Genomic DNA, 22,827 nt, shown 5'->3' on the forward strand with positions numbered 1-22,827 from the left:
GACCTATCCTGGCGTGCCCACCGTGGGCTCCTCGTCGTGCCGTTCGTCGACCCGGCCCGGCGACGGATCGTCCTCGGCTTCTGCTTTCCTGACCACGTCGGCGAACTCGCTCGAGCGGTCGGCGATGTAGTCCATCGTGTCGCTGTCGGGGGTCTTGCCCTCCGCTTCGACGAGGTAGGTCGTGATCACGACGGTCTTGATCCACGGGGAGAGGACGCCGAAATAGCCGACGGCGACGATCCCGCCGACGACGAGCCAGACGGCTGTCTCGAGGACGGTCCCGAATCCACCGAGTACGCCGGAGGCGAGCGCGAGGCCGCCGGCGAAGAGGAGCGCCGTGCCCTGCAACCCGACGACGATCAGCAGCGTCGAGCCGAGGACGGGTTTCCAGGTCTTTCCGTAGAGGACGAGTCCGTCGCGGGCGGCCGTCCAGGTGCCCTTCTCGTCGTGGAGGAACATGTGTGCGAGGATCGCCTGGTCGATGTAAGACGCCGCGAGGCCGATCGCCTGGGTGACGATGGCCACGAGCTGTTTGAGCGCGGGGACGAAGTCGGCCATTCGGCCGATCGAAGCGACGGCCTGGTTGAACTGTTTGATGACCGTCTTGATAACCTGGTCGACGGCGAACAGCGCGCTGGCCTCGACGAACCGGTCGGTTACCTGCTGTTTGCCGAACTGGAGCTGGTTGTCCGGTACCTCGCCCGTGTCGACGGCGTGGGCGATGACAGCGACGTGTCCCGCGGTTACCAGGTAGAGCACGTACCGCCGAAGGAGCGTGACGAGCCCGCCGAATACCACGGTGGCGACGAGCAGGACCACGACCCCGACCAGCCCGGAGACGCCGATCGAGCCGAACACGAGCCACAGGATGATCCCGAACCAGAGGACCGCGAGCAGCGCGAACGCCGCGCCGACGACGAACCGCAGCGCAACCCACGGGAGCGTCTTCAGGAAGATGCCCGTTGCTTTGCCGAAGTGGAGTACCATGGCACCTGTATCATACGCTAGCCGATATTAATGTTTGGTAGACAGGTCTGTATTATTATACAGTAGGATAAGTTATAGGTAATCGGATCTCTCGGAGAGTTGCTGAGAGGCTACGACCGTGAAAAACCAGCAACGAAGTAACTGGTTGCTGATGTGGATTCGGCGAGAATCGAGCCGGTATCCTGTGCGGGTCGGCGGGCATCGTCTGCTGTCGATCACCAGTCGACCGCTCGAGCGCGGAAAACTGGCACCGGACGTCCCGGCGCGCGCTCGCTCTCGAGTACATCTGGGCGTCTCTTACGATGGAGACTGTATCAGGTTACAGAAGCCAATTTTACAATAGTATTATACTGGTTATATTTATGATTTAGACGGGAGTGATAATCTCTCGAGAATGTCTCCAGATGGCGATCGAGGTTCGACCGCGAGTCCAGCCCTCCAGTTACTGCGGGAGGTCTGGAGCGGGGGTGACCTTGCACTGATCGACGAACTGGTAACCGACGACTACGTCCACTCCGATTCGGTGCTTCCGGACTTACTCGAGGGGCCGGCGGCGCTGCGGGAGTGGGTCGAGACGGTTCGGACGGGCACGCCCGACATGACCAAGACCGTGCGCGAGACGTACGTCGACGGCGACGCGGTGATCATCGCCTACACCGCGAGAGGGACCCACGAGGGAGATATCTTCGGCATCGCGCCAACTGGTCGCTCGCTCGAGGTCGACGGGGTGTGCGTCTCTCGAGTGGCGGACGGCCGACTCGTGGAATCGACCGACGTCTGGGACGCGTTCGGGCTGTTTGCGCAACTCGGAACGTTTCTGGAGGGATTCTGACATGTTTCGGAGCAGTTCTGAACTAGGGCCGTCGCGAAAGTGTCGGTCGGCACGATCAGGTGGATGGTTGAAACCGGATCGAGGGACGAGGGTCGTGTTGTCGATTCTGCTGATAGCGATGGTAGCGCTTGTGGGCGGGATTTCAGGCGTGGTCGCCGACGGGGAGACCGAGGACGGCTGGCCCCAGTACCAGTCCGACACCACCAACACGGGAGCGATCGATGCGTCGGGACCTGAAGACGAACTGTCGACGGCGTGGAGCGCACTGGACGATCACGTACACTCGAGCCCCGCTATCGTTGACGATGTTGTCTACGTGGGTAGCAACGACGGATCCGTCTACGCGCTGGACGCGGACGATGGCGACGAGAACTGGTCGCTGGAGATCGGAGATGGTGTTGACTCGTCGCCCGTCGTAGACCAGGGCGTGGTCTACGTTGGAAACGACAGCGGCGGCCTCTTCGCGATTGACGCTGACACCGGCGACGAGGTGTGGGCGCACACGTTCGACGTCGGTGGGTTTACGGAGTCCGCAAAGGCGGTGTCCACGCCAGCGATCTCCGATGGGTACGTGTTCGCTCACGTCGGAAACGGTCTACACGCACACGACGCCACCGACGGGGCCGAACAGTGGAACGCGACCTCCGGACACAATTCCGGCACCCCTCCCGCCCCGACGGTGGCTGGCGGCGTCGTCTACGTCGGTGCCGGATTTGACGACCACAGGGGTCGCGGTGGGTACGTCCGTGGTTTCGATGTCGACGACGGGACCGAGGTATTCTCGCCAACGTTCTGGCCTCAAGCGGACGGCTCGCCAGCCGTGGAAGACGATACGCTCTATCTCGGTGGAGGTGGCGCGACCAGCGGGTACATGTACGCGATCAACGTCGAGACGGAGTCCGAGGAATGGAGAGACGATAGGGAAGGGAGCAAGACCGCACCGACAGTCGTCGACGAAACGGTGTACTTCGGAAATAGCGAGGCTGGAATTGGTTCGGAATACCACGTAGTCGCACTGAACGCGACGACCAACGAAGAGAAGTGGACCTTCGAGCTCGCGCACCGAATCGACGGCTCGCCAGCCGTCGTCGACGGGCGCGTGTACGCCACCGACTACTATGGCAACGTCTACACGCTCGATGCGGAGAGCGGTGATCTACTGGAATCGACCCAACTCCGAGACCCGGACGACTCGAGTACGATGTTCACCTCGCCCGTCGTAACTGGGGATACCGTCTACCTCGGGGCGAACGTTTTCGCTAGCGACGACGACACGTTCTACGCGTTGCGCGACGGCGACGGTCTCGTTTCCCCTGACCTCGAGGTCGCCTCCGCGACACTCAGTGATGACGAACTCAAAGCGGACGAGTCGGTAACGATCACCGTAAAGATCGCGAACGACGGCGACGCGGTCGGAACGCACACCGCCGAACTCGAGGTCGACGGCGACGTCGAGGCCACCGAAACGGTCTCGGTCGACGGAGGCTCCACGACGGAGGTCACGTTCACCCACACCTTCGACGAGACTGGTGAGTTCGACGTTCACGTCGACGGCCTCGAGGCGGGTACCGTCACGGTCACCGCGGACGAGGAATCGTCCCAGTCGCCGACCCCTTCAGTACCATCCGGTTCGATATCCGGCCCGTCGTCGCTTCCGCCGCTCGATCCGGTATCCGAACCAGTAATCTCGGTCGACCCGCTCGAGTCCGGCGCAGCCGTCACGGTGACGGACGCGGTCGCACACGAACCGACCGCGATCTCGCTCGAGGACGGCGCCGGGACCGACGACACCTCGCTCACCCAGCTCGCGGTGACGCCCGCGACGGACACCGACTTCGACGTGACGGTGGTAACCAGCGACGACCTCTCGGACGACGTCGACGAGTTGCCGGACGACGCAGCGCTCTTGCAGGCGCTCGAGGTGGAGTCCTCGCTCGAGCGCGACGAGATCGAAAACGCGACGTTCGAGTTCGTCGTCACGGCCGACGAACTGGAAGAGCGTGGGCTCGAGCCCGAGGACGTGACGCTGTACCACGACGTCGACGGGGAGTGGGTCGAACGCGAGACAGAAATCGCTGCCTACCCTGGCGACATGTGGGAGGAAGCTGGTGCCGACCATCCCGAAGCGCTCTTCCCGGGCGATCACTGGGCAGAAACCGAGCCGGCCGAAGATCTCTTCCCGGGCGATCACTGGACGGAAGCCGAGACAGCCGAGGACCTCTTCCCGGGAGACCATTGGGAGGAAGCAGGCGTGGATGATCCGGACGCGCTCTTCCCCGAGGAGCGGATCGAAGCAGCCGAGAAGGCCGAAGATCTCTTCCCGGGTGATCACTGGGCGGAAGCCGAGACGGCCGAGGACCTCTTCCCAGGTGATCATTGGGAGGAAGCAGGCGTCGACGATCCGGACGCGCTCTTCCCCGGCGACACGTGGGAGGAAGCCGAGACAGCCGAAGATCTCTTCCCCAGCGACACGTGGGAGGAAGCCGAGACAGCCGAAGATCTCTTCCCCGGCGACACGTGGGAGGAGGCCGAAACTGCCGAGGACCTCTTTCCCGGTGACACGTGGGAGGAGGCGTACCCCGGTGACATGTGGGATACCGTCACCTACGAAGCCGAGACGCCCCACTTCTCGGCGTTCGCCCTCGCCGCAGATCGCCCTGGTCTCGAGGTGGACGCACCGTCGATCTCGCCCACAGAGCCGTCGGCCGGCGAGGAGCTAACGATCGAAACGACGGTCACAAACGACCGCAGCACACCCGACGAGATCGACCTCCTCCTCGAGGTCGACGGGACGGTCGTGACGACGAAGACCGTCTCTCTCGAGCCGGATGAGAAACGCCTCGTCACGTTCACGCACACGTTCGACGAACCCGGCGTGTTCGACGTTCGCGTCGGCGACCTCGAGGTCGGTACGGTGACGGTCGACGCCGAGACGGACGAGGACGGGACTGGCGACGACGCGGCCGACGAGGGTGGAGCCGCCGAAGACGGAACCGATGGCGTCCCCGGATTCGGCGTTCTCGTAACCGTCGCCGTGATGCTCGTCGTCGCGACGCTGTTCGCTGCCGTGACGCGCTCGACCCGTCCCCGACCGTAGCGAATCGGATCACCGTCGGTCACACACGACGGCGACCGGTCGGCTCGAGGCGGTGGCCTCGACCATTTCTCCCGAAAACTCCGAGACTACTCCCTACCACAGCCACGTCTCCGCTACCCGCCGGTAGGTCTCGGAACAGCGCTCGAGCACCGCCACCGACACACTTTCGTCCGCCGTGTGGGCTTCGCCGGGCTCTGCGGGACCGCAGATAACGCACTCGGTGCCGGCCTCGGAAAGCCAGCCGGCGTCGGTCGCGTGCGGCTTGGTCACGAGTTCCGGCGTCTCCGCCTGGGCGGCGTCGGCGGCCTCGAGCACCGTCTCGGCGAACGCGTCGTCGCCACACCGCATCGGCGGGACGTCCTGGTCGACGCGCACGGAGACGCCCTCGACGTCCTCGACGCGCTCGAGCGGCGCGCGTTCGCCCGGAACCGTCCGCTCGTCGATCGTCACCGTACACTGGTCGGGAACGACGTTCATCGCGGTCCCGCCTTCGATTTCGGTGACCGTCAGGCTCCCCTCGAGTGCTTCCCCCGCGATCTCGACGCCCGGCGGTGATTCGGCGAGGTTCCGGACGATCGAGACGGCCTCCGTGGCCCGGTAGATGGCGTTTTCGCCCTCGCCGATCTCGCTCGCGTGGGCGGCGCTTCCGGTCGCCTCGATCGTACTCCCGCGGCGACCCTTGTGGGCGACGGCGACGTCGGTCGTTCCGGGGCTCGAGTAACCGGTCGAGCCCTCGCCGACGATGGCGTAGTCGGGCGCGAAGCCCTCCTCGATGGCGTGCCGTGCGCCGACGCCGCCGACTTCCTCGCCGACGAAGCTGGCGAAGACGAGTTCACCCGCCGGGTCGCCGTCGCCGGACGGCTCTGGACTGCTCGAGGTGCCGGGAACCTCGCTGTCGCGGAACGCGAGCATGGCCGCGGCGACTGCGCCTTTCATGTCTGCCGTCCCGCGGCCGTAGAGACGGCCGTCGCGTTCCTCGACGACGTACTCGCCGTCGTCGTCGATCCGCACCTGCTCGTCGGTGGGTTCGACGACGTCGTGGTGACCCACGAGTGCGAGCGACGGGTCGCCCGCTCCCCGGCGAGCGATGACGTTGCCGACGTCGTCCCGTCGGACCGTCGCGTTCGTCTCCGCGCGGAGCCACTCCTCGATGGCGTCGCCGACTGCCGTCTCGTCGTCGTGGCTCGGAATCGACGCGAGATCGCGCGTCAGCGCTACGAGTTCACTGCTCATACCCGCGACGACGCACTCGAGGGGAAAGAGCGTTTACCGCTCGAGGTTCTCCACCGGGCCGGCGTACATCGCGGAGACGTCTTCGTCGTCGGTGAGCCGCGAGACCGTTTCGTCGACGGCTGCGAGACTGGCGGTCTGTTCCTGACTGGCGGCGGCGACCGACTCGGCGGCGGCAGCGACGCGATCGGCGGTATCGGCGATTTCGTCGACGGTGTTGGCAGCCCGTTCGACGTTCCGGGCCTGCTGGTCGGTCGCCGTCGCCACGTCCTCGACGCTCGCGGCCGTTTCGCTCGCCGCCTCGTGGATCGTCTCGAGCGAGCCGATCGTCTCGCGCACTCGGTCGGTTCCCTGGTCGACCCGCTCGGCAGCGTCTTCGGTGGCGGCTGCGGCCTCGTCGGCCTCCTCTCGAACGGCCGTCACGGCCGCCTCGATCGCCTCGACGTCGGTGCGCGTCTGGGCGGCGAACGACTCGACCTCGTCGGCGATGACGGCCATCGGACCGGCCCCCTCGCCGGTCGACCGGCTGGCCTCGATCTTTGCGTTCTTCGCGAGGATCGACGTCCGTTCGGTGACGTCCTCGAGTCGCTCGAGTGCTGCGTCGATCTCGTCGGTTCGGGCCTCGAGTCTGGCTGCTGCCTCTGCAGCCCGGTCGGTCGCGGCCTCGATCGCTGCGAGTTCGGAGACGGTCTCGTCGGCCGAATCGACGCCCGCGGCCGCCAGTCGCTCGGTTCGCGTACTCTCCTGGTGGACCTCTGTGGCAGCACTGGCGATCTCTTCGACGGCGGCGCTCACCTCGGCCAGTTCCGCCGCCACGTCGTCGACGGCGACTGCCTGCGTCGAGGTGTGATCGCTGATCGCTTCCGCTCGCCCGGCGACGACCTGACTCGCCTCGTGGAGTTCTCCGATCGGTCCCTGCACGTCGGTCTCGACGTCTTTTGCCAGTCGCTGCTGGCGCTCGATCGCCCGCTCGAGTCGCTGGGCGTAGGCGTCGACGTAAGTGTCGGCGGCGACCTGCATGTCGAGGTTGACGATCCGCAACAGCGCGAGGACGTCCATCATTCCGTCGTCGATCGCCTCCCGGATGGTCGCCTCGAACCCGGCCTCGAGCCCGTCCTGTTCCGTCTCGCCACCGAACCCGAGCGCGCTGGCCAGTCCACCGAGTCCGCCCGCGTCGTCCTGTTCGGCGGCCCACTCTTCGACGGCGTCGACGACCTGCTGCTGAATCCGCTCGTTCAACTGCTCGAGCAGCAGGTCGTAGTAGACGCCGTACTGCCCGAGGTAGTGTTTCAGCGGCATGTCGAGCAGTTCGTGAAGTTTGCCGATCCGGGCGCGCTGTTCGAAGTACCGCCGGTCGTATTCGCCGCCTGCGAGCGAGACGAGATAGTCTCGCTGGGTCTCCTTGAGTGCCTCGACGCCCTTCGGCGAACGGCCGACGATTTCCCGAGCGGAGTCGTGGGCCAGCAGGTTGTCGTAGAAGTCGTCGGCGATCCGGTCGCTGTTCGCCCGGAGAAGCGGCTCGAGGTCGGCCAGCCGTTCGGCGTCGGTTTCGTCGAAGCCGACGAACTCCTTTCGCCAGGCAATCTCATCGTCGTCGAGTCCGACGTTTTCGACCAGCTGCGCGACGTCGACGTATTCGTTCAGTCCACCGCGTCCAAACGTCTCCTCCGGGTCCATACCGGACGCTCTCGCTTTCGTTCCTAAAACGAATCGGAAAATTCTCGGCGGACAGGATTCCTTCGAAACTCCACCGTTCCCGTCACGGTATCGTGGTGGGGGTTCACAGGGGTCGTACAAGAGTGCCGTTCGATCGTCTCCCGCACCCTTTTACGCGCTGGCTCCGAATTTACCGACATGAACGTCGTGCCGGATACGAGCGTGGTCATCGACGGTCGCGTCTCGACGGCGATCGAAGACGGGCAGTTCGAGGGAGCGACGATTTCGGTACCGGAGGCCGTGGTCGCAGAACTCGAGGCGCAGGCCAACGACGGCATCGAGACCGGATGGGACGGCCTGGAGGAGCTGAAACGGCTCGCCGACCTGGCCGACGACGGGGCGATCGACCTCGAGTACGTCGGGGATCGTCCCAGCGCGATCGAACGCGGTCACGCTTCCGAGGGCGAGATCGACGCCGTGATTCGCGACCTCGCGGAGGAACTGGGAGCCACGTTCGTCACGAGCGACGTCGTCCAGGCCGAAGTCGCCGAGGCCAAGGGTCTCGAGGTCGAGCACGTCTCGCCGGAGACTCGTGAAGTGGGCACGCTCTCCGTCGAGGGCTACTTCGACGAGAGTACGATGAGCGTCCACCTCAAGACGGGCGCAGTGCCGATGGCAAAGCGGGGCGCTCTCGGCGACATGCACTACGAGCCGATCGCCGACGAGCCACTCGACGAGGGGACGATGGACGAGTACGCCCGCGAGGTCGTCGACGGCGCGAAGGAGTCCGCCGAGGGGTTCATCGAACTCTCCGAGCCGGGCATGAAGATCGTCCAGTTCCGGGACTACCGGATCGCGATCGGCCGCCCACCGTTCGCCGACGGCATCGAGATTACGGCCGTTCGACCCATCGCCCAGACCGACCTCGAGGACTACGAGAACGCCGACGAGTTGAAAGAGCGGCTGCTCGAGCGCCAGCGCGGCGTCCTGATCTCGGGGTCGCCCGGGGCGGGGAAGTCGACGTTCGCGCAGGCGGTCGCCCGTTTCATCTCCGAGCACGACTACGCAGTCAAGACGATGGAGAAACCGCGAGACCTCCAGGTCGGCCCCGAGATCACCCAGTACACCGAACTCGGCGGCGAGATGGCCAAGACCGCCGACGCCCTGCTGATGGTCCGGCCCGACTACACCATCTACGACGAGGTCAGGAAGACCGACGACTTCGAGGTCTTCGCGGACATGCGTCTGGCAGGCGTCGGGATGATCGGCGTCGTCCACGCCACGCGACCGATCGACGCCCTCCAGCGCCTCGTCGGCCGGGTCGAACTCGGGATGATCCCGCAGGTCGTCGACACCGTCGTCTACGTCGACGCCGGTGAGGTCCACACCGTCTACGACGTCCGGACGGAGGTCAAGGTCCCCGCTGGCCTCACCGAGGAAGACCTCGCCCGCCCCGTCATCCAGGTCACGAACTTCGAGACCGGCGAACCCGAGTACGAGATCTACACGTTCAACCGCCAGGTCGTCACCGTCCCCCTCAAAGACGAAGAGGGCGGCCCCGCCCAGGAATCCGGCGTCGACCGCATCGCCAAACAGGAGATCGAACGCGAGATCCGCTCGATCGCCCGCGGCTACGTCGACGTCGAACTCAAGAGCCAGGACAGGGCCGTCGTCTACGTCGAACAGGACGACATCTCGAGTGTCATCGGCAAAGGCGGCGGTCGGATCACCGACGTCGAGAACCGCCTCGGAATCGATATCGACGTCCGAACCCACGACGAGAACCCACACCACGGCACGAGTGCCGGCGGTGCGAGCGCCAACGGCGGTGGAGGCGGTGGCGGTGCTGGCTCACAGGCGGGCCAGATGGTCACGCCCGAAGTCACCTCGAGACACATCGTCATCCCGGTCGACGGGAACCACGGCGAGACCGTCGAGGTCCAGGCCGGCGGCGAGTACCTCTTCACCGCCACCGTGAGCCGCGGCGGCGAGATTCAGGTCTCGAGGGGCAGTGCGATCGCGGACGAACTCGAGTCGGCGATCGATCGGAAGCGGCCGATTACGGTCGTGCCGTCCTCGTAAACTGTACCGCGAGCGACCGTCGGGAGCGAGCGGCTTTTTAGCGTAGATTTTTCGAGGAGTGGTGAGCGACCATTGAGAGCGAACCCGACGAGAAAAAGGTACGTGTGCGAGATTCAGGTCTCGAGGGGCAGTGCGATCGCGGACGAACTCGAGTCGGCGATCGATCGGAAGCGGCCGATTACGGTCGTGCCGTCCTCGTAAACTGTTTCGGGAGCGACGCGCGATTCGACACGACTGCGGAGGTGAGATCCGCGAATCCGAACGGGGAGTGAGTGATCCGTGAGCGCACCGAGTCAGTCCGAATCGTGGTCAGCCACCGTTGCGGAGCCCTTCTCCGGGACCGATCTCGTCCCATCCGCGGTCCGCCGCTTCGGATGCGTCCCCCGGTGACTCCTCATCTGTCTCACCGATGACGTCGTTTTCGGTTACCTCGAGTTCGCCACCGTCGCCGCTGTCGGTGGGCTGACCCGGTTCCGTCTCCGCTCCCGACTCCGTTTCAGGTTCTGACTCCGGGCCCGTGCTCTCGTCCGCACCCGCGTCTCGATCTGGCTCCTGATCGGTGCCCTCGACTGCGTCTCGTTCGGCTTCTTCGATCACTTCCTCGTCGGGATCGACGGCGTCTTCCGTCTCGTCGTCCTCGATCGCCTGTTCGTCTGGATCGTCGACGACGTCGTCGCCGACCTCGGCCTCGCCAGCGCGTTCCTCGAGGTCGGCCTCGAGTTCGCTGGCACCGGCGAGTAGCTGGCCTGGCGTCGCCACCTGCAACAGGCCCTGTGTCACCAGCTCGTCGATCCGGGAGACGAGGTCCTCGAGCGCCTCGCGATCGTCCTCGCTGTCGAACGTGGTAAACGCGATCGACGTGAAGCCGCCGCGGGCGGCGGTCCACTCGAGGAGCTCGACGGCCTGGTCCGGGCTGGGGTCGGTGACGACCGCACAGCGATGCGGGTCGGCGGGATACCCCTGTGAGATCCCCCACCCCGAAAACGCCAGATCGTAGTGCTCGCGAACCGCCTCGTAGGAGTCAGCAGAGTACCGTGAGCCCGGAACCGCGAGGAACCGGGCGCCATCGTCGAAGCCGCGGTCGGTGAGCCACTCGATAGGACCGACGATATTCTGCTCCATGACCTCGCCAGCGCCGCTGATCGTGGTTCCGCGGGCGCCGTAACTTCCGATCGTCCACCCGGCCGACGAGAGAGTCTCGAGCTGGTCGAGCGTCAGTCGGTCGTCGTCGGTCTCCTCGCTTCCTGTCTCCCGAATTCGGTCGGTTGGCACGAACGCTGTCGCGGGGATATCGGTCTCGGCGTCGTCGACGATCTGGGCGGCTGCCATGTGGGACTCGTAGCCGCCGTGGAACTGGAGGAGGACGGTTCCCGTCCCGACGGTCGGCACGAAATAGAAGTCGTCGATCCAGAGTTGCCCCTCCCCGAACCAGCTGACGATCTGCAGTGTGACGACGTCCGTGAGGTCCGGCTCGCCGCTGACGCGGGTCAGCCCGAAGTTGTCGCGAACGAACGGCATCCCCTCCCTGACCTGTCGGCTGAACTCGACGTAGTGGCCGTCGCTGTCTTGCAACTGGATGCGAACCCTCGCTGACCGGTCGGCAGCCACCGCGAGACCTGGTGCGACGCCCCGGACGTCGATCGGTTCGTCCAGTTCCCGACGGACGCGAACCTGCCCGTCTTCCTCGCTCGACTCGAGGAGTGCAGACTGCGTTCCCGTAGCGACGTAGTCGGTCGCCGCCGAAATCGACCCGATGTCCTGGTAGGCACGCCACGACTCGAGGGATTCGAAGTCGTCGAACGTTCCGACGAGGTCGGTGGGTCCCAGGGGATCCCCGTTCCCGGCCTCGTCGTCAGCGTCGCCACCGCCGTCGTCGGTGTCGTCTCCGTCTTCGGCCAGTTGATACGAAATCGGCACGCCTGCCATCGATGCCATCGTCGACAGATACGCTCGGCGCTCCATGCTCGAGGGGAGTCCACACGTGATCGGATGACTGGGCTGCCGGCAGTGACAGGGCGTTTTTCAGGGACCACGACGCCGTCTTCGTATTGTTTTCCTGTCACGAAAACGGGGTCGATGACACCCGACTGGTCCCGCTACCGACGGCTCGACTGCGTCTCGAATCGTCGGGTTTCCCGCGAAAAATCCTCCACTGCGCAGTCGTCTCGAGTCGACGTACCGACGAATCCCCGGTCTCTCGACGTGGCGGCTGGGAGTCGAGTATCGACGTGCGTGTTTCGTTTCGGATCGTTTCGAGGGTGACTATGTGCGCCTACCGGGACCGCTACGGCGACCGTACCGGGAGTACGCCCGGCCTATCGATGTGGCCGATGCGTTCTGCGGGAACTACAGCAACTGATCCCGACCGAACCGTCCGATCACTCCTCGTACTCGCGACGGTCCTGAAACCGCCGCGCGACCAGCACGAACAGCCCCGAGAGCGCGAGATATAGCTGCCAGCCGCTCTCGGCGATCGGCACCAGAAGCGGATCGTCGGGCTCCGGTTCCGGCGAGAGTTCGACGGGATTGGCCACGTGGGTGTCCGCCGTCGTCCCGACTGCCCCGACGTCCCGGGTCGTTTCTCCCGTCGTCGGGTCGGTCTGGAACTCCACGAACGTCTGGACGATCCCGTCGGCACTCGAGAGGTACAGTTTCCCCTCGAGTCGGACGAACGTATCGTAGAGGGGGTAGAACGCGTTGATCCCCTCGAGGTGGGCGTAATCGAGCAGGACGTGGGCGAACAGGTGGACGAAGAGTGCGACCCACGCGACGCGAACGCCCCACGCGCCCCAGCGACGACGAATCCAGCTTCGCTCTCGAGCGCGCAGGCGGGTGTCCCAGGTGAGCCAGACCCCTGCTACGATGGGGATAGTGAGGTTGTGCAACACGGCGCGGTGGGCACCGTCGATCCACGGGCCGAGGAGCGTGTCGGCTTCGGGAAGGACGACGATCACGAGCAAGACTGCCAGTGCGCGTCGGTCGAACGCTCCCTTCAGGAGGCCAGCAGCGAGCAGGAGGGCGAATCCGGCGTGGACGATCGTCGACGGCATTACCGATCACGCTCCTCCCAGCCTCGAACCGCGAGCGCGACCGCAGCCGCGCACACGACGATCAGTTGCCAGCCCGTCTCGACCAGGTGCAGTCGACGCCCTCTGCCGGTCTCGAAGCCGGTCCCCGGGGTGGGGTTCACCCACGTCGCGACGTGGTGCTCTGCGGTCGTCCCGAGAGCGGTGAGCGGAAGCACTCCCTCGCCGCCCTCGACGAAGGTGAGGATCACGCCCTCGTCGCTCGAGAGCAGGAAGGTACCTACGACGGCGTAGAACTGGTCGTGGACGGGGTACAGCAGATTCACCCCTTCGGTCCCGAAGAGGTCGAGGCCGATCCCGGCGACGAGGTAGGCGGCGAGGGAAACCCAGGCGACCCGGATGCCGTACCAGCCGTAGCGACCGCCGAGCCACGACCGATCTCGGAGGCAGGTGTCCCAGTAGAGAGCGACGAACGCGAGTCCTGGTATCCAGAGCGTGTGAAAGAGGGCGTTGGTCCCGCCGTGGACGACCAGACTCGCGACGGCGTCGAGGTCGGGGAGGGCAGCTGCGAGGGCGACGACGGCGATCGAGCGACGATCGAACGCCGCACCCAGCAGTGCGAGGCCGAGCAGGACGCCCACGGCCACGTTCACGAGCGTCGGTGCCATGGGTGGGAATACCCATCGGGGACCGTAACTGTGTCGACGGGAGAACTGTCAGCAAGCGACGAGACTGTGCTCCTCGGGCGAACCGATGTCGTCGGTAGCTCTTCCGGGACTGGAACCGTTCACCGCGTCGACTCGGGCCGGTAGACCTCGGGATTGCGCCACCAGAATAGTCCCCAGCCGAGCGCGAATCCGACGCCCATCGCCACGAGTTCCTCGAGGATCCACGGGAGGCCGCTGCCGAGCAACCCGACGAGCGCGATCGACGATCCGACAGCGGCACCGACGATTACGAACACCACGTCACCGACGATTCGGGTGCTCGAGTGCTCCCAGTACCCGCGCCGTTCCTCGTCGTACCAGACGCCGACGTAGATGAACACTGGTGCCATCGCGGTGATGACCGTCAGCACGAAGTACTCCTCCGGGAGCCCGACGGGGCCGAGTATCAGGAAGTTCACGAGGTTCGCGAAAATCGCGGCGGCGAACAGTCCGCCGAGCATCCAGCCCCACCGTGGGAGCGTGTCCCTGTCCATACCGGTGGTGGGTCAGCCAGTCAAAATAATCCTGCCGTTTCTACACCTGTGAGCCGTCACTCCGCGCAGCAGGCGTCCTTTTTCGGCGCCTCCTCGACGCCGTTGCCGTCGGCGGCGACGCGTTCTTCGAGGCGATAGAGACTCTGACGAGCGTCCGCAAAGTAGATGTCCTCGTCGACGATTCCGATCTCCTCGAGTCGCTCGAGGGCGTATCGGACCGTACGGGCCGACAGCATCGACTCCTCGACGATCTGTTTCTGGGTCAGCGGGCCGTCGTACTCGAGCACCTTGAAAACGAGTTTCGCACTCGGTGGCAGGTCTTCGATATCCTCCCCGTCGGTGTCTACCATGTTACGAATCGAAATCCTCCAGCAGTATAAAAGTTGACCCTCACCGGGCTGTTGCCACGATCGTTTGCGAGCGAAAACGGGCTGAATCGTTCGCCTCGGGTCGTGAAACGCTCGATTCACTGACTGATTAACCGGTCAGTCAGTGTCGAAATCGCTCGCTGTGTGTCGTCGCTTTTCCGTCGAAAACGCTCGGCGTCGGCGATTCCGAAACCTGCCACTTCCAGCCGCGTGTTTCCCGTTCTCGAAGGCCGTGCGTGGAACTTCAGGCGCAGCCACGATTACAATAACGCCGATTGTGGGAATATTTTTATACCTCAGGTGTGATGACTCATAAAATGGCGGGGAAGAACGGCGTCGCTCCATGGGATACCGGAAGCCGTGGTGCAAGTCCGATCGTTGGAATCGTGATCCTGTTCGGGCTGGTGATTCTGGGCGCAGCGCTGGTCTTCGTTTCGGGGTCGGCGATGATCGACGCCCTCGAGTCGGAGGCCGATCGGGAACGGCTTTCGCTGTGTATCGACGAGACCGATCACCGGCTCGGAACCGTTGCCGGGACGGGTCACGAGATGCCACTCGACTTCGACGACCCGAGCTGTCAGTCAGAACTGATCGAAGACGGCGTAATCGAGGTGGTCTGGTACAACGACTCCCCGGACTGGGACGACAACGTCTCGACGGAACTGAACGCACTCGAGTTCGAGTCGGACGGACAGACGGTCGCCCACCAGGGCGGCGGCATCTGGGAAGATACCGGCGACGAGATCCGGGTCATCTCCGATCCGGCGATCCAGTACGACAACGAGACGCTCCAGTTCAACCTGATGGCCCTCGAGGAGGGTGATCTCGAAGGATCGACACCGATCGCTCGCGCAAATCATTCGCAGGCCTCTGACTTCTCGGACGAGGTCATGGACGAAGCGCGACTCCACGAGAACATCGCGTTCCGGGTCGATAGTTCGTATCACGACGGCTGGAATCGGTCGCTCCACGACACTCTCGGCAGCGGGGTTCATCCGGGCGTCACGATCGATCACCGGCCCGGGGAAGGTGAGAACGGCGTCGTCGAAGTTACGATCGAGGACGTCCTGGAGGAGCACGAAGAGACCGAACTTGCGGTTGTTGATGACGACGGACTAAAAGAACGGAACGGGAACCCGATCGATCCACAGGTGATCGACGGTCCAGGTGGCGGGAACCCTGTGTTCCATCTCGGCGGTGTCCTCGAGAACGTCGGTGACGAACCGGTGACTCAGGAAGTAACGGGAACGATCTTGGATCCGTCGGGTACCGAGGTGCTGAACGCCAGCGAAACCGTCGGACCGGTTGATCCCGGTGACGAAGTACATCTCGGCGACCCCGGCGGTGAAAATCTCCAGTTCGAGCCGGCTCAATACGAGGGCAACTTCGAGTACGGCACTACCTACAACTATACGATCGAAACCCAGGACGACGAACTGGACGATCCCGGCTCGTTCTACTACGGAATGGCTGGCTCGAACTTCAACGTCACCGACATCGATACGAGCGAGACATCCGACAACGCGACCGTCACGGCCACCATCACGAACCGCGGCGTCGAAGACGGCACACAGTACGTCTCACTCGAGGTCGAATCGATCAACGGAACTGCCAACCAGTCTGTCGACCTCGAGTACGGTTCGTCGACGACGGTCGAGTGGACACTGAACCGGTCGGTGCTGCCTGCCGGTTCGAGTACGGTCACCGTCTCGACGGAAGACGATTCGGATACCGATTCGGTAACCGGCAATCCGATCGACGCCGAAGACACGTTCATCGTCGAGGACGGTGGTGTCGGTGACGACTACATCGTCGAAATCGGAACCGAGGCCACCTTCGAGGTGAACGTCACGAGTTATTACCTGACCGATGGCGTCACCGAGGATGTCGAACTGTCGATCCCGGGTGCCAATCCCGACGTCGAATCCAAAGAGGTTACCCTCGACAGCGGAGAAACCACGACCCTCGAGTTCGACGTCGACGTCGACCGTGATACCTTCTCGTCGGGGACCGCCTACGAGTACAACGTGACGACCGACAGCACCGGGTTTGCCGATCCGGGTACCTTCTTCGTCGGCGAACCTGGATCCGAGTTCGAACTGTCGAATCCGAACGTATCCATCGAAGACGACGAGGACTTCGCGTACGTCACTGCCGATCTGGAGAACATCGGCGTCGAGAACGGATCACAGGACGTCGAGTTCGACCTCGAGTACCTCGATCCGATGCCAGACGAACTCGTGGACGAGGGGCTGTACGACGACATTCCGCTGGAGGACGAGTCCGTCACTCGCGAACCCGGCGAGATCGGGACGATAGCGTTGCCGATCAATCAGACGTTGCTTCTGGACGGGCCGTACGAGGCGACGATCTGGACGGACGACGCCGGTCCGGTCTCGACGACGTTCGAGATCACCGCTGGTGTCGATCCCGACACTGCTGGACTGGACGACATCGAGAACGCGACGGTCGAAATCTCGATCGTCAGTTCGCAGGTCTCCGGGATCAACAGGGGTGACCACCAGCTCGGGACGATGACGCTCGAGGTATTGACCGAGCGTGACGGGGTGGCACACTCCGAACACACCTTCCAGAACACCCAGGGAGGAAACAACGTCAACACCTACCCCGCCTGGGAAGAACAGAGCCAGCACACGTTCAACACGACTCTCGAGATCGAAGAGAAGTCGACGCTGACGCTCGCGTCCCGGTCGTACGGCACACCGAACTCGCACGTCTGTGACGTGGAAACTGCGAATCGTGTGGGCGGCGGTAATCACATCTGGTGTACGGACATCGACACTCAGCAGGCGAATACCATGGTCGACCCGGTCGACGCAACGGCCGACGAAGAAGAACAGAACCTCCGCGTCAGGACGGCCGAGGACAACGAACTGCCCGATCAACTCGAGCCGGGGAACGAAGAACAGTTGAGTCTGCCAGATATGCTCGAGGACATCAACGACCCGGCAATCGACCGTGACAGCCTCTGGTCGGACGGCGAACTCGACCTGCGAGACAACGAGTTCCTGTTCATCTTCGAGACGACGATCGAGTGTGGGTACGGATGGGGTGGGACGACCACGAGCGCCTGCTCGCGCCACGGTGGGATGAACGATCAGGACGCCCTCTGGAACTACGCCATCGAGGAGGGACCGAACGATCCGAACTTCAACGACCTCGTCGTCTACGTCCGGGTCGAACGTGCGGACGTCGATCCGGGAACCCCGGAAATCACGATCACGCCTGCCGAAAGTGAGACCGGCGACTTCGGTGGCGGTACCCCTCCCAACGGTGGTACTGAACCCGCCGATTCAGAACTCGTCGTCGATGACGGTATCGATGGGACTGACGGACCAGAACTCGGTCCCGGTCAGGCGAGTGACGAGGACGGCGACTGGTCACGTCCGTCCGGGATCGACGTCGGCTCCGATCACATCGTCATCGGCTAGAGATCGCGACCCTCGAGTCGTCGGCCTCGAGTCGGGCCGTCACGCTCTATCTCGGCGCTGAATCGCCACCAGCCCTAACCCGAACCCCTTTTCACCCCCGACCACGGACGCACGTGTATGTCGACCGAATCGATCAGCGACCGGCGCGAGCACATCCGCTCGATCAGCGTGACGGCGCTGTCGGCGCTGCTGGGTGTGGGCGTCGCCGTTGCCACGCTGATGCTCGCGGGTGACTGGGCCGGGGACCCGGAAGCCGTCGCGACGGACACCCGGGGCGTGGTGCTCGTGCTGACGGCGATTCTCGCGCAGTTCATCCTCTACGATTTCACGAGTATCTACGGTGAAGACGAGTTCGGCGTCAAACACTACCTGTTCATCGTGTTCATGACGTTCTCGTTCTGGTTCCTGACGCTCGGAATCCTGCTCACCGCCGCATTCCAGGGATAACATGGCAGACGATAGTATCGCCGTCGTCGATCTGGATCGATGCCAGCCCGATCGCTGTAGCTACGAGTGTAAAAACTACTGTCCGCCAAATCGCACCGGCAAGGAGTGCATCACCCTCCGGGGCGAGGAGACAGACCAGGGCCAGCCCGAACAGATCCACATCTCCGAAGAGATCTGTCTCGGCGAGACCTGCGGCATCTGCGTCGAGAAGTGTCCGTTCGACGCCATCGAGATCATCAACCTCCCGCAGGAACTGCAGGACGATCCGGCCCACCGCTACGGCGAGAACGCCTTCTCGCTGTACGGTCTTCCCGCACCTCAGGAGGGGAAGGTGACCGGCATCCTCGGTCCGAACGGGATCGGGAAGACGACCGCCGTGCGCATCCTCGCGGGCGAACTCGAGCCCAACCTCGGTCGCCACGACGAACCAGTCGACTGGGACGACGTGCTCGAGGCCTACCGCGGGACCGAGATCCAGGATTACATCGCCGACGTTCGCGACGGTGAGGTGACCGTCGCCCGCAAACCCCAGTACGTCGACCAGATTCCAAACACGTTCGACGGCAACACCCGCGAACTGCTCGAGCAGACGGACGAGCGCGGCGAACTCGAGTCGCTTGTCGAACGCCTCTCGATCGACCCGGTGATGGACCAGTCGATCGACGACCTCTCTGGCGGGGAACTCCAGCGGGTGGCTCTCGCCGCCACGCTGGCTCGAGACACCGATTTCTACTTCTTAGACGAGATCACGCCGTACCTCGACATCGGCCAGCGGGTGACCGCAGCGCGGCTCATCCGCGAACTCGCCGAGGAGGAAGACCGATCGATGCTCGTGGTCGAGCACGACCTCGCGATCCTCGACCTGCTCGCGGACACCCTTCACGTCGCCTACGGTGAACCCGGCGCGTACGGTGTCGTCACCGCACCCAAGTCCGTCCGAAACGGGATCAACGAGTATCTCGCGGGCTATCTCGACAACGAGAACATGCGGATCCGTCCGGACGCTATCGAGTTCGAGGAACACGCGCCCCGAACTGCGACCCGGGCCGACACGCTCGTCGAGTACCCCGACCTCACCAAGTGCTACGGCGAGGACGAGTTCACCCTCGAGGTCGAGGGCGGCGAGATTCGCGAGAACGAGGTGCTGGGAATCGTCGGACCGAACGGGATCGGGAAGTCGACGTTCGCGAAGCTACTGACGGGGAACCTCGAACCCGACGAGGGTGACGCCGATCTCGACCTCGAAATCTCTTACAAGCCCCAGTACGTGACGATCGACCAGCACATGCGGGTCGACGCGTTCCTCTCGTCGATCACGGACCAGTTCGGTTCCTCTTACTGGAACACCGAGATCGCCCAGCCGCTCCAGCTAGAGCGCATCATGGAGCAGAACCTCTCGGATCTCTCCGGTGGGGAACGTCAGCGCGTGGCCATCGCCGCGTGTCTCTCCGACTCGGCGGACCTGTACCTGCTCGACGAGCCCTCCGCGCACCTGGACGTCGAACAGCGCGTGCAGGCGACCAGTGCCATCCGGCGCTACGCTGAACAGCAGGACGCGACGGTGCTAGTGATCGACCACGACATCTACATGATGGACCTGCTCGCGGATCGGCTCATGGTCTTCGACGGCGAACCCGCCGTCCACGGACGTGCCGGCACGCCACAGTCGATGCGCGACGGCATGAACGAGTTCCTCGCGAACCTCGAGGTCACGTTCCGACGGGACGAGCGCACCTCCCGGCCGCGGATCAACAAGCCCGATTCGCAACTCGACAAACAGCAGCGCAGCGAGGGCGAGTACTACTACGCTCCCTGAAGCCGAGTTCTCACTTCTTACGGACGTCACGGTCTCAGTCTCCCGATTCCGATCGCAGGAGCACCGCGAGGCCGAAAAGCACGAGCAGCAGGCCGACGAGTGCGTAGCCGACGACGGCACTCGAGAAGACCACTCCACCGGTCGCGCCGACGACGGCACCGATGGCGGCGAGGATGGTCCCGAGAACGACCAGTCCTGCCCCTGCGAGATCCTCGACGACGCGGTCGTCTCCGTCAGCCGTCCCATCTGCGCGCTCGAGCGGGTCGACGAGGTCCCACTTCCGTTCGCGTTCGCGCTCGAGTCGGAAGCGGCCGCCCGACAGCGACGTCAGCGCGGCGTCACCTGCAGCCGCTATCGACAGCGACCACCAGTCGTCCTTCTCGGGGCCGGAGTCGGTTCGTTCGAGATAGATCGGTTCGCCCACGACGTAGTCGATCGAGGCCGCGTCGTAGCCGACGTCTTCGACGATGCGGGCGAGGAGGAACTCCTCGGACCACGGAATCGGTTTCTCGAGCGTGAACGCGGTCGTCTCGCCGTGGGGGAGCGAGACGACGAGTTCGACCGTCGTGGCGTCGACTGCAGCGACGTCGGCGATCTGTCCTTCGACGTAGCCCTCGGGTGTGGTCATCACGTCGATACGGCCGAGTTCGTCCGCGAGGTCGGTTTCGTGGCGCTCGCGACCGGTTTCACGCGGAACGTTCCCGTGGCGAGACTCACCGGGGTCGGTCGGGTCACCTTCGGGGTCGGTTCGGGCTTCCGATTCGTCGGCTCGACCGCTCGTGACCTCGATTTCGACTTCACCGTCGCTGTCGCTAGTCGTACAGTCGTCGTCCGTCGATTCTCCGGGTCCGTCACTCACGACTGGTCTCGCCTCGAGTGTACGGAATCGAGTGAGGTAAACTCGTCCCCGACACGAGCGGCCCGTCTCACTCGGCCGGTCGCGCCCGGACGACGGCGAACAGTCCGTCGCCGTGGCCCTCGCGGACCTCCGCGCTCTTGACCGGGTTGGTCTCGAGGTCGGCAGGGTCGTCGAAGATCGTCTGTAAGCGCACCTCGATCGTGAAGCCGGCCGACTCGAGGGCTGCACACGTCGCCTCGCCGCTCAGGAAATCAGCGTCGGCGTAGAACGGACTCGCTTCCTTGCGGTCCTCGTAGCTGGCTCCGAGCGGGCTCTCTCTGTCGAGGACGGCCACGACGAGCGCTCCGTCGGGCGTGAGCACGCGACGGAGCTCCTCGAGGGTCGCCTCGAGGTCGTCGACGAACGCGAGGGCGGTGACGACGACGGCGAGGTCGATCGCGTCGGTCGTGATCGGGAGTGATTCCGCGACGCCCCGGACCGGGTCGATCCCCCGCTCACGAGCCAGTTCGAGCGAGTTCCGGGCGGGGTCGACGCCCACCGGAATCCCGAGCCCATCGGCAAAACGTCCGGTGCCGACGCCGACCTCGAGTGCCCGGTCACTGCCGGGATCGAACGCGTCGGGGATGGCGTGCTCGAGCGCGAACAGTTCCGCACGAAATGCTCCCCGGTTCTCGTCGTACCACGCGTCGTATTCGTCGGCCAGCTGGTCGAAGGGAGCGTGTGGCATCGAGATCAGTCGATGGGGAAAATGCAGCGGTACAGTTACTAAGTGTTTCGGGAAACCCGCCGAATCGAACGTTAGCTGATGCGACGCTGACAGCTCCCACAGAGGTTCTCTTCTTTGATGTCGACTTCGCGAACGGTCGGCGAGAAGTTCATCACGCAGCGGTTGTTGTCGCAGTGTTCGAGTCCGTAGGTGTGGCCGATTTCGTGGACGATCTCCTTGCGGACCCGGTTTTCGAAGATCTCTGCGGCGCTCTTGTTAGAGAAGCCGCCGTCAGATGAGGTCTGGAGTCGGTAGGTGGAGACGACGCTCCCGCTCCCGTCCAGGTAGGCGAGGCCGAAGACGTAGTTTCGCCGGCGGTAGAAGAGGTCGTGTGGGGTGATGGCGATGTTCTTGTCACCCCGACCGACCCGTTCTGCCAGCTGGATGAAGGGCTCTGCTGAGTACTGATTGCGGCCGGAGTCGTACGCGCCGTTCGGGACGGACTGCGAGTCGGTGATAGAGACGTCGCAGTCGTAAACCGATCGCAGCGCCGCGGAGGCCGCCCGCTTGACGTCCGCGGAGACGCTGCCGACCGGCACGATATCGACGAGCATAGCGAAGGCTTAGGGGGGAGCCGTCATAAACGTCCCGCCGTGTGCGACTCTCGTCAACCTGCGTCTCCGCCGACCCTGTTCGACCACCTCCATCGATACGACCGCGTCCTCGAGGTGGGCATCGGCCGACGAACCGACCTCGCGGCGGCGCTCGCGGCCGACGGTGTCTCGGTGACCGGGATCGATGTTCATCGCCGGGAGGTCCCCGAAGGCGTGACGTTCGTCCGCGACGATATCGTCGACCCCGACCGGTCGGTCTACGAGGGCTGTGAGGCGATCTACGCCCGGAACCTGCCGCCGGAACTGCACCGACCTGCACTCGAGGTCGCCCGCGCGGTCGGCGCGGACTTCCTGTTTACGACGCTTGGCGGCGACCAGCCCGCGGTACCGGTCGAGCGGAAGACGATTCGCGAGGGGACGCTGTACGTCGTCGTCGCCGACCGCGGGTAACGGG

The 22,827-nt window shown here is 64.4% G+C and carries 18 protein-coding genes; 7 read left to right on the forward strand and 11 right to left on the reverse strand.

All coding sequences use genetic code 11. From position 1 onward, the window contains the following. Window positions 1-3: 3 nt before the first annotated feature. Window positions 4-987: a hypothetical protein gene (locus B1756_RS09805; protein WP_086888372.1), complete on the reverse strand. Its 984-nt coding sequence runs from the start codon at window positions 985-987 to the stop codon at window positions 4-6. Between the two features lie 394 nt (window positions 988-1,381). On the opposite strand from B1756_RS09805, the gene B1756_RS09810 reads away from it, so the two are divergent. Together B1756_RS09810 and B1756_RS09815 are read left to right on the forward strand one after the other, a co-directional pair. Next, window positions 1,382-1,819: an ester cyclase gene (locus B1756_RS09810; protein ID WP_086888373.1), complete on the forward strand. Its 438-nt coding sequence runs from the start codon at window positions 1,382-1,384 to the stop codon at window positions 1,817-1,819. Between the two features lie 118 nt (window positions 1,820-1,937). Then, window positions 1,938-4,916 carry an outer membrane protein assembly factor BamB family protein gene (locus B1756_RS09815; protein ID WP_161493173.1) on the forward strand — a complete coding sequence of 993 codons (2,979 nt, stop codon included), beginning with the start codon at window positions 1,938-1,940 and terminating at the stop codon, window positions 4,914-4,916. A 93-nt stretch (window positions 4,917-5,009) separates the two neighbouring features. On the opposite strand, the gene B1756_RS09820 is transcribed toward B1756_RS09815, so the two are convergent. Next, window positions 5,010-6,149, reverse strand: coding sequence for a M20 family metallopeptidase (locus B1756_RS09820; RefSeq protein ID WP_086888375.1), 1,140 nt, complete (start codon window positions 6,147-6,149; stop codon window positions 5,010-5,012). A 33-nt stretch (window positions 6,150-6,182) separates the two neighbouring features. Then, the gene (locus tag B1756_RS09825) at window positions 6,183-7,823 is read right to left on the reverse strand and encodes a globin-coupled sensor protein (protein WP_086888376.1); all 1,641 of its coding nucleotides are present in this window, start codon (window positions 7,821-7,823) and stop codon (window positions 6,183-6,185) included. Window positions 7,824-8,000: 177 nt separating this feature from the next. Between B1756_RS09825 and B1756_RS09830 the strand changes: the two genes are divergently transcribed. Further along, window positions 8,001-9,884 carry a PINc/VapC family ATPase gene (locus tag B1756_RS09830; protein WP_086888377.1) on the forward strand — a complete coding sequence of 628 codons (1,884 nt, stop codon included), beginning with the start codon at window positions 8,001-8,003 and terminating at the stop codon, window positions 9,882-9,884. 309 nt (window positions 9,885-10,193) lie between these two features. On the opposite strand, the gene B1756_RS09835 is transcribed toward B1756_RS09830, so the two are convergent. From B1756_RS09835 to B1756_RS09855, 5 genes are all read right to left on the reverse strand, one after another. Further along, the gene (locus B1756_RS09835) at window positions 10,194-11,846 is read right to left on the reverse strand and encodes a polysaccharide deacetylase (RefSeq protein WP_323368195.1); all 1,653 of its coding nucleotides are present in this window, start codon (window positions 11,844-11,846) and stop codon (window positions 10,194-10,196) included. Between the two features lie 416 nt (window positions 11,847-12,262). Next, window positions 12,263-12,934 carry a metal-dependent hydrolase gene (locus tag B1756_RS09840; RefSeq protein ID WP_086888378.1) on the reverse strand — a complete coding sequence of 224 codons (672 nt, stop codon included), beginning with the start codon at window positions 12,932-12,934 and terminating at the stop codon, window positions 12,263-12,265. Continuing rightward, the gene (locus B1756_RS09845) at window positions 12,934-13,578 is read right to left on the reverse strand and encodes a hypothetical protein (RefSeq protein ID WP_086888379.1); all 645 of its coding nucleotides are present in this window, start codon (window positions 13,576-13,578) and stop codon (window positions 12,934-12,936) included. The genes B1756_RS09840 and B1756_RS09845 overlap by 1 nt, the downstream gene beginning before the upstream one ends. Window positions 13,579-13,697: 119 nt before the next feature. Further along, window positions 13,698-14,111, reverse strand: a complete 414-nt coding sequence (locus tag B1756_RS09850; RefSeq protein ID WP_086888380.1) for a hypothetical protein — start codon at window positions 14,109-14,111, stop codon at window positions 13,698-13,700. A gap of 56 nt (window positions 14,112-14,167) precedes the next feature. Next, complete coding sequence (locus B1756_RS09855; RefSeq protein WP_086888381.1) at window positions 14,168-14,461, reverse strand: MarR family transcriptional regulator; 294 nt, start codon at window positions 14,459-14,461, stop codon at window positions 14,168-14,170. A gap of 335 nt (window positions 14,462-14,796) precedes the next feature. On the opposite strand from B1756_RS09855, the gene B1756_RS09860 reads away from it, so the two are divergent. The 3 genes from B1756_RS09860 to B1756_RS09870 all read left to right on the forward strand — a co-directional run bounded on the left by B1756_RS09860 (window position 14,797) and on the right by B1756_RS09870 (window position 20,194). Further along, a complete protein-coding gene (locus B1756_RS09860) occupies window positions 14,797-17,931 on the forward strand; it encodes a DUF7289 family protein (protein ID WP_152031297.1) in 3,135 nt (1,044 codons plus the stop codon). A gap of 117 nt (window positions 17,932-18,048) precedes the next feature. Then, window positions 18,049-18,378, forward strand: coding sequence for an EMC6-like membrane protein (locus B1756_RS09865; protein ID WP_086888383.1), 330 nt, complete (start codon window positions 18,049-18,051; stop codon window positions 18,376-18,378). A 1-nt stretch (window position 18,379) separates the two neighbouring features. Next, window positions 18,380-20,194: a ribosome biogenesis/translation initiation ATPase RLI gene (locus tag B1756_RS09870; RefSeq protein WP_086888384.1), complete on the forward strand. Its 1,815-nt coding sequence runs from the start codon at window positions 18,380-18,382 to the stop codon at window positions 20,192-20,194. A 34-nt stretch (window positions 20,195-20,228) separates the two neighbouring features. Here the strand turns inward: B1756_RS09870 and B1756_RS09875 are convergent, their stop codons facing one another. The 3 genes from B1756_RS09875 to B1756_RS09885 form a co-directional block, all read right to left on the reverse strand. Further along, window positions 20,229-21,053 carry a hypothetical protein gene (locus B1756_RS09875; RefSeq protein ID WP_086888385.1) on the reverse strand — a complete coding sequence of 275 codons (825 nt, stop codon included), beginning with the start codon at window positions 21,051-21,053 and terminating at the stop codon, window positions 20,229-20,231. Between the two features lie 67 nt (window positions 21,054-21,120). Continuing rightward, on the reverse strand, window positions 21,121-21,780 hold the full coding sequence (locus tag B1756_RS09880; RefSeq protein WP_086888386.1) for a class I SAM-dependent methyltransferase: 660 nt from the start codon (window positions 21,778-21,780) through the stop codon (window positions 21,121-21,123). A 71-nt stretch (window positions 21,781-21,851) separates the two neighbouring features. After that, a complete protein-coding gene (locus tag B1756_RS09885) occupies window positions 21,852-22,373 on the reverse strand; it encodes an archaemetzincin family Zn-dependent metalloprotease (protein WP_086888387.1) in 522 nt (173 codons plus the stop codon). Between the two features lie 39 nt (window positions 22,374-22,412). Here B1756_RS09885 and B1756_RS09890 point away from each other — a divergent pair, with 39 nt between their 5' ends. After that, the gene (locus B1756_RS09890; protein ID WP_267128185.1) at window positions 22,413-22,823 is read left to right on the forward strand and encodes a UPF0146 family protein; all 411 of its coding nucleotides are present in this window, start codon (window positions 22,413-22,415) and stop codon (window positions 22,821-22,823) included. Window positions 22,824-22,827: the final 4 nt, after the last annotated feature.

It is taken from the genome of Natrarchaeobaculum aegyptiacum (assembly GCF_002156705.1).
GTDB classification, from domain to species: domain Archaea; phylum Halobacteriota; class Halobacteria; order Halobacteriales; family Natrialbaceae; genus Natrarchaeobaculum; species Natrarchaeobaculum aegyptiacum.